The following is a 6,307-nucleotide window of genomic DNA, read 5'->3' on the forward strand; positions in this document are numbered from 1 at the left end:
ACTATTCGCAGTACCTGACGCCGATCCTCAATTCCGGCGCCGACGTGCTGATCCTAAACCACTACGGCCTCGACATGGTGAACTCGCTCACCCAGGCCGTGCAGTTCGGCATGCGCGACCGCCAGGCCAACGGCAAGGATTTCCAGATCGTCACCCCGCTCATCTCCGAGCTGATGGCCAAGGGTGCCGGCGAAAGCGTCAAGGGCATCTACGGTACGTCCAACTGGCACTGGAATCTGCAGGACCCCGGCTCCATCGCCTTCACCAAGAGCTTTGGCGCGGCCTATGGCTCCCCGCCATCGCAGGCCGCGCACACCGCCTATGTCCAGGCCCTGCTCTATGCAGACGCCGTGGAACGCGCTGGCACCTTCTATCCGCCCGAAGTCATCAAGGCGCTCGAAGGCCACGAATTCGACGGGATGGGCAATGGCAAGACGCTTTACCGCGCCGAAGATCACCAGTGCATGAAGTCGGTGCTCGTGGTGCAGGGCAACCAGAGCCCGACCAGCCAGTTCGACGTGCTCGACGTGGTTCAGGAAATCGATCGCGAAACCACGACCTACGACCCCGCCATCTTCGGTGGCGAGCTCGGCCCGGCAGAGCCGGTCCCGATGTGCGCGTAAGTCGCCACGCGCGCTGAGCCGTCCCGCCAGGCGAGACGGCTATCTCAGTAGACCTCGTCCCGAGCCTGTCGAAGGGCGAGGCCTTGCCTCGGAAGCTTGTCGTGCCGCCTCTGGTGGTTCGACAGGCTCACCGTGAGGCTACTGGTCTTTCGGCCGACCCGGAGCATCCGATGTTCGAAGTCATCTTTCTGCAATTTCTCAATGGGCTCGATAAAGGCGCCGCCTATGCGCTGATCGCCCTTGGCCTGACCCTGGTGTTCGGCACGCTGGGCGTCGTCAATTTCGCCCATGGCGCGCTGTTCATGCTTGGCGCCTTCTGTGCCGTGTCGGTCCGCATGTTCCTCACCATGGAAACCGTCACCGTCGATCCCGAAAAGCTCTCGCCCTGGGGCACGCCGCTCGAAGTGCGCGAGCCGCTGGTGCAAGCATGGCTCGGCGATTTCGGCGCGGTGCTGGTCAATTATTCGGTGCCGATATCGATCCTCATCACCATTCCGGTCATGCTCCTGGTCGGCATCGCGCTCGAGCGCGGCATCATCAAGCACTTTTACAAGCGCACCCATGCCGAGCAGATCCTGGTGACCTTCGGCCTCGCCATCGTGGCGCAGGAAGTCATCAAGTCGGTCTTCGGTCCCAATCCCATTCCGCAGCCCATGCCCACCGACCTGCGCGGCGCCGCCGATATCGGCTCGTGGCTGGGAATGCAGGCCAATGTCATCACCTACCCGCTCTGGCGCCTGATCTACTTCATCTTTGCCGGCGTGGTCATTGGTGGCGTCTTCGCCTTCCTTCAGTTCACCACCTTCGGCATGGTCGTTCGTGCCGGCATGGCCGATCGTGAAACCGTGGGGCTTCTCGGCATCAATATCGACCGGCGCTTCACCATCATGTTTGGTCTTGCCGCCGTCGTCGCCGGCATGGCGGGTGTGATGTACACCCCGCTGCTGCCGCCTAACTACCATATCGGCATGGACTTCCTCGTCCTTTCCTTCGTGGTCGTCGTGGTGGGCGGCATGGGTTCCCTGCCCGGCGCCGTCGCCGCCGGCTTTCTCCTCGGCATCCTGCAGAGTTTTGCCTCGATGACCCAGGTGAAAGCCATCATTCCCGGCATCGACCAGATCATCATCTACCTCGTCGCCGTCGTCATTCTGCTGGTTCGCCCCCGTGGCCTCATGGGCCGGCGCGGCGTGATGGAGGCCTGACATGAGCAATCTCATGCCCCGCAACGATCTCCTGCTTCTGCTTGGCTTTGCCATCGTCGTGCTCGCCATGCCCATCTGGCTCGCCCCCTTCGGGGCGGGTTATCCGGACCTGCTGCAGCGTTTCATGATCTTTGGCATCTTCGCTGTCGGCTTCAACATCCTCTTCGGCCTCACCGGCTATCTCAGCTTTGGCCACGCCGCCTTCTTCGGCGTCGGCTCCTATGCTGCGGTGTGGTCGTTCAAGCTGCTGACGCTCGACGCGATCCCCGCCATCATATTCGCCGTGGCGATCTCGGGCCTTTTCGCCCTCGTCATCGGCTTCCTCTGTCTGCGCCGCTCGGGCATCTATTTCTCGATCCTGACGCTGGCCTTCGCGCAGATGAGCTACAACCTCGCCTATTCGGTGCTGACGCCGATCACCAATGGCGAAACCGGGTTGCAGCTGACCCTCAGCGATCCACGCATCGTAGACGTCGCGCTTGGAAAAACCCTTGTCGGTCAACCGGTGCCCAATATCCTGGGGCAGCCGCTTTCGGGCTATGCCGGCTTCTATTTCTGCGCGGGCTTCCTGATCCTCGCTTTCTTTCTGGCCCAGCGCGTGGCGGGTTCGCCGTTCGGCATGATGCTGAAAGCCATCAAGTCCAACCAGACCCGCATGCAGTTCACGGGCTTCAATACACGTCCCTATGCGCTCTCGGCCTTCGTCATCTCCGGCATGTATGCCGGTCTTGCCGGTGCGCTGCTCGCCGTGACCGATCCGCTGGCTGGCGCGGAGCGCATGCAGTGGACCGCTTCAGGCGAGGTGGTGCTGATGACCATTCTGGGGGGCGTCGGCACACTGGTGGGCCCGGTCATCGGCGCCTGGATCATCAAGTACTTTGAGAACATCCTCTCAGCGCTCAACGACAATATCCTCGCCCGCTTCTGGAGCTTCCTGCCCGAGGGCATGGACAGCGTGCTCGTCAAGATCACCAGCAAGTTCGTCGGCGATGGCTGGCACCTGACCCTGGGCCTCGCCTTCGTCATTGTGGTGATCTTCCTGCCCGGCGGCATCATGGAAGGCGTCCGGCGCATTGCCGCTGCCTTCCGTCGCTCGGACAATTCCGCCAAGCCCAGCGCCCGCACGCAACCCGCAGAATAGGACGAGAAGAAAATGGAAAAATCCAACGTCGTCCTGCACGTCGCAGACGTTCACAAGCGGTTCGGTGGCCTTCATGCCCTGGCCGACATCGACCTCGCGGTCGAAGAAGGCAAGACCCACGCGATCATCGGCCCCAATGGGGCCGGTAAGTCGACGCTGCTCAACGTGATCATCGGCAAGCTGGCACCAACGAGCGGCCAGGTTGTGTTCGACGGGCAGATCCTGACCGGCCGAAAGCCTTTTCAGATCAACCAGTTGGGCATTGCCCGTGTATTCCAGACGCCGGAGATCTTCGCCGACCTCTCGGTGCTGCACAATGTGATGATCCCCGCCCTCGCCAAGCGCGACGGCATGTTCAAGCTCAATATGCTGCGCACACTCGACAGCGAAACCGGCATCCGTGCCGAAGCCGAGCACATGCTGGAAGATGTGGGCATGATCAACCGCCGCGACATGATGGCGGGCAGCCTCAGCCGCGGCGACAAGCGGCGTATGGAACTGGCCATGTGCCTGATCCAGCATCCACGCCTGCTGCTGCTCGACGAACCGACCGCCGGTATGAGCCGCCACGACACCAACACCACGATCGAACTGCTCAAGAAGATCAAGAGCCGCGGCATGACCAAGGTGATCATCGAGCACGACATGCATGTAGTGTTCTCGCTGGCCGACAAGATTTCCGTGCTCGCCCAGGGCCGCATCATCGCCGATGGCTCACCCGATGAAGTGCGCGGCAATCCCAAGGTCCAGGAAGCCTATCTCGGAGGAGCCCATTGATGAGTTCCATCGCCATGACAACCGAAATCACCGTCAGCCACGCAGCCGAAATCGAAGCCAGCCGCCCCTTCTTCTCGGTGCGCGACATGCACGCCTATTATGGCGAGAGCTATATCGTGCAGGGCGTGTCGCTGGACATCCGCAAGGGCGAAATCCTGGCCCTGCTCGGCCGCAATGGCGCAGGCAAGACGTCGACGCTGCGCACCATTGCCCGCACCGACAATCCGCAGATGAGACAGGGCGAAATCTGGCTGGATGGCCTGCCGATCCACCAAATGAAGAGTTTCGAGGCCGCCCGCGCCGGCATTCAGCTCGTGCCCGAGGACCGGCGCATCATCCAGGGGCTGACGGTCGAGGAGAATCTTGCACTGGCAAAGGTCGCGCCCGGCAATGGCTGGAGCCTTGAGCAGATCTACGAGAGTTTTCCGCGCCTTGCCGAACGCCGCACGCAGGAGGGCGTCACGCTTTCCGGTGGCGAGCAGCAGATGCTGGCCATTGCACGCGCCCTCGCCCGCGACCTGAAACTGCTGCTGCTCGACGAGCCCTATGAGGGCTTGGCTCCGGTCATCGTGCACGAAATCGAGCGCATCCTGCACTCGATCAAGCCGCTCGGGATCACCACCGTCATTGTCGAACAGAACGCGGTGGCAGCGCTCAAACTTGCCGACCGCGCAGTCATTCTCGACACGGGCGAGGTTGTGTTCAGCGGCACGGCCAAGGAGGTGCTCGATAACGCCGAGCTGCGGCACGAGTATCTGGCGATTTAGCAAGAGGCATCGGCCCCACGGCCATCGCCGCGAGCATGGACCACCGGGACAAGTCCGGTGGCGACGGCCAAGGGACGGTACTAGTATTGGCCTTGTTGGCCCCCTGAATTACCCCGGGTCTTTCAAACCCAAAGGCATATCGCCGATTTCAACCTCTCCCCCTTGAGAGGTCCGGGGTAAGTCCTTTTCCGGCGGATCGGCCGCAATGGTGATGCCTTCGGCTTCCAGCGCGTCGCGCACCTCTCGCGCCAGATCGACCGCACCCGGCGTGTCGCCATGAAGGCAGATCGAGCGCGCTTCCGATTTGAGCACTGTCCCGTCGATGGCGACAATTTCGCCCTTTTGCGCGAGGCGCAGGCAGCGGGCGATCACCGCGTCGGTATCGTGGATCATCGCGCCCTCGGCACCGCGCGATACCAGCAGGCCTTCGGCCGTGTAGGCCCGGTCCGCATAGGCCTCCCGGATCAGCGGCACGCCGACGGCCTTGGCTGCTCGCACCTGTTCGCTATTGTCGAGCGCCAACACCGCCATTTTCGGATCCATCGCCTGCACGGCCGCGAAGACGGCAACCGCCATGGCCAGTTCCTCGGCCGTCTGATTGGCCAGCGCGCCATGCAGCTTCACATAGGAGAGCGGCACATCGACTTCGCTGGCGATATGGCGAATGAGGAACATCTGGTCGCGCACCTGGCCGATCAGTTGATCGAGCGGCAGGACCAACCGAAACCGGCCAAAGCGCGGCTTGTCGGCGTAGCCCGGATGGGCGCCGGCGCGGATGCCCCGCGCCTTGCATAGTTTCAGTATGTGCCTGATGGTCTGGGCATCGCCCGCATGGCCGCCACAGGCAATCGAGGCGCTCGACACGATCTCGAGGAGATCGTCATCGGTGCCCATGCCTTCGCCGAGATCGGCGTTGAGGTCGATTGAGGTCATCAGGTTCTGCTCCGCAACAAAGCCTGGGCATGATCGATGCCGACTGGCGCGAAGGCAAGCTCGGCATTGGGCCGCAGCTGGAAGAAGCGGTCGAGGTCGGCCGAAATGATCGTGCCGATCCGCGGGTAGCCGCCAGTCGGCTGATGGTCGCGGCCGAGGACGATTGGGGTGCCATCGCCGAGGATCTGGATATCGCCGACAACGACCGGGTCTGACACGAGCGAGAGGATGCGGGCATCAGCGAAGACGCCGGTTTCGTCGCGCAGGCGCACGCCCATGCGGTCCATCATCGAGGATACGCGAAACGCGCTGGTTACGAATTTCTCCCGTACAGGCGCGCTGAAGACCTCGGCGTGCAGGCCCCAGGTGAACCGGATTGGCCCTGTCTCGGCTGCGACGGCCGATGCTTCTGTCGGGAGGCCGTCTTCTCCCCGGATCCGCAATTCGTCACCAGCCCTCAAGGCACGGCCTTCCAGTCCGCCGATCTTCGCGCGCAGGCTGGTAGAGCGGCTGCCCATGATCTCGGGGACGTCGATTTGGCCGCCGAAACGGAGATAGCCGTAGTTGCCGCCGGTGCCCGCAGAAATGGCGAGTCGATCGCCGGCGCGCAGCCGCGCGCTGCCGGGCCAATCCATGTGCCTGCCATTCACGGCGACATTGAAAAGCCCGCCCGACCAGCCGATGGCCACCTCACCATCGGCCACCTGCAGATCGAGGCCTAGCATCGAGAACTCGATGCCTGCGTTGGCGCCGCTGCCGGCTGGGAGTCCAGCTTGTCGGAATGCACGCGCATCCATTGGGCCCGATGCGCTCACGCCGTGGGACAGGTAGCCGAAACGGCCTTCATCCTGGATGGTCGTGAGC

7 protein-coding genes are annotated in these 6,307 nt (G+C 62.9%); 5 read left to right on the plus strand and 2 right to left on the minus strand.

What is annotated here, in order from left to right:
- The 5 genes from J0I64_RS21995 to J0I64_RS22015 form a co-directional block, all read left to right on the plus strand.
- On the plus strand, positions 1–623 hold a 623-nt coding region (locus J0I64_RS21995; protein ID WP_291412340.1), incomplete at its 5' end, for an ABC transporter substrate-binding protein.
- Positions 624–793: 170 nt separating this feature from the next.
- Positions 794–1,825 (plus strand): branched-chain amino acid ABC transporter permease, encoded by a 1,032-nt coding sequence (locus J0I64_RS22000; RefSeq protein WP_291412342.1) that lies wholly within the window; start codon positions 794–796, stop codon positions 1,823–1,825.
- Between the two features lies 1 nt (position 1,826).
- A complete protein-coding gene (locus J0I64_RS22005; RefSeq protein ID WP_291412343.1) occupies positions 1,827–2,966 on the plus strand; it encodes a branched-chain amino acid ABC transporter permease in 1,140 nt (379 codons plus the stop codon).
- A gap of 12 nt (positions 2,967–2,978) precedes the next feature.
- Positions 2,979–3,743 carry an ABC transporter ATP-binding protein gene (locus J0I64_RS22010; protein WP_291412345.1) on the plus strand — a complete coding sequence of 255 codons (765 nt, stop codon included), beginning with the start codon at positions 2,979–2,981 and terminating at the stop codon, positions 3,741–3,743.
- Between the two features lie 14 nt (positions 3,744–3,757).
- The gene (locus J0I64_RS22015) at positions 3,758–4,510 is read left to right on the plus strand and encodes an ABC transporter ATP-binding protein (RefSeq protein WP_291412350.1); all 753 of its coding nucleotides are present in this window, start codon (positions 3,758–3,760) and stop codon (positions 4,508–4,510) included.
- A gap of 108 nt (positions 4,511–4,618) precedes the next feature.
- Here J0I64_RS22015 and J0I64_RS22020 read toward each other — a convergent pair whose 3' ends face one another.
- Positions 4,619–5,443: a 5-oxoprolinase subunit PxpA gene (locus tag J0I64_RS22020; protein WP_291412346.1), complete on the minus strand. Its 825-nt coding sequence runs from the start codon at positions 5,441–5,443 to the stop codon at positions 4,619–4,621.
- The coding region (locus J0I64_RS22025; RefSeq protein WP_291412348.1) for a biotin-dependent carboxyltransferase family protein at positions 5,443–6,307 on the minus strand (865 nt) is incomplete at its 5' end. The genes J0I64_RS22025 and J0I64_RS22020, both read right to left, overlap by 1 nt.

Source organism: Devosia sp. (assembly GCF_017307565.1).
Classification (GTDB): Bacteria; Pseudomonadota; Alphaproteobacteria; order Rhizobiales; family Devosiaceae; genus Devosia.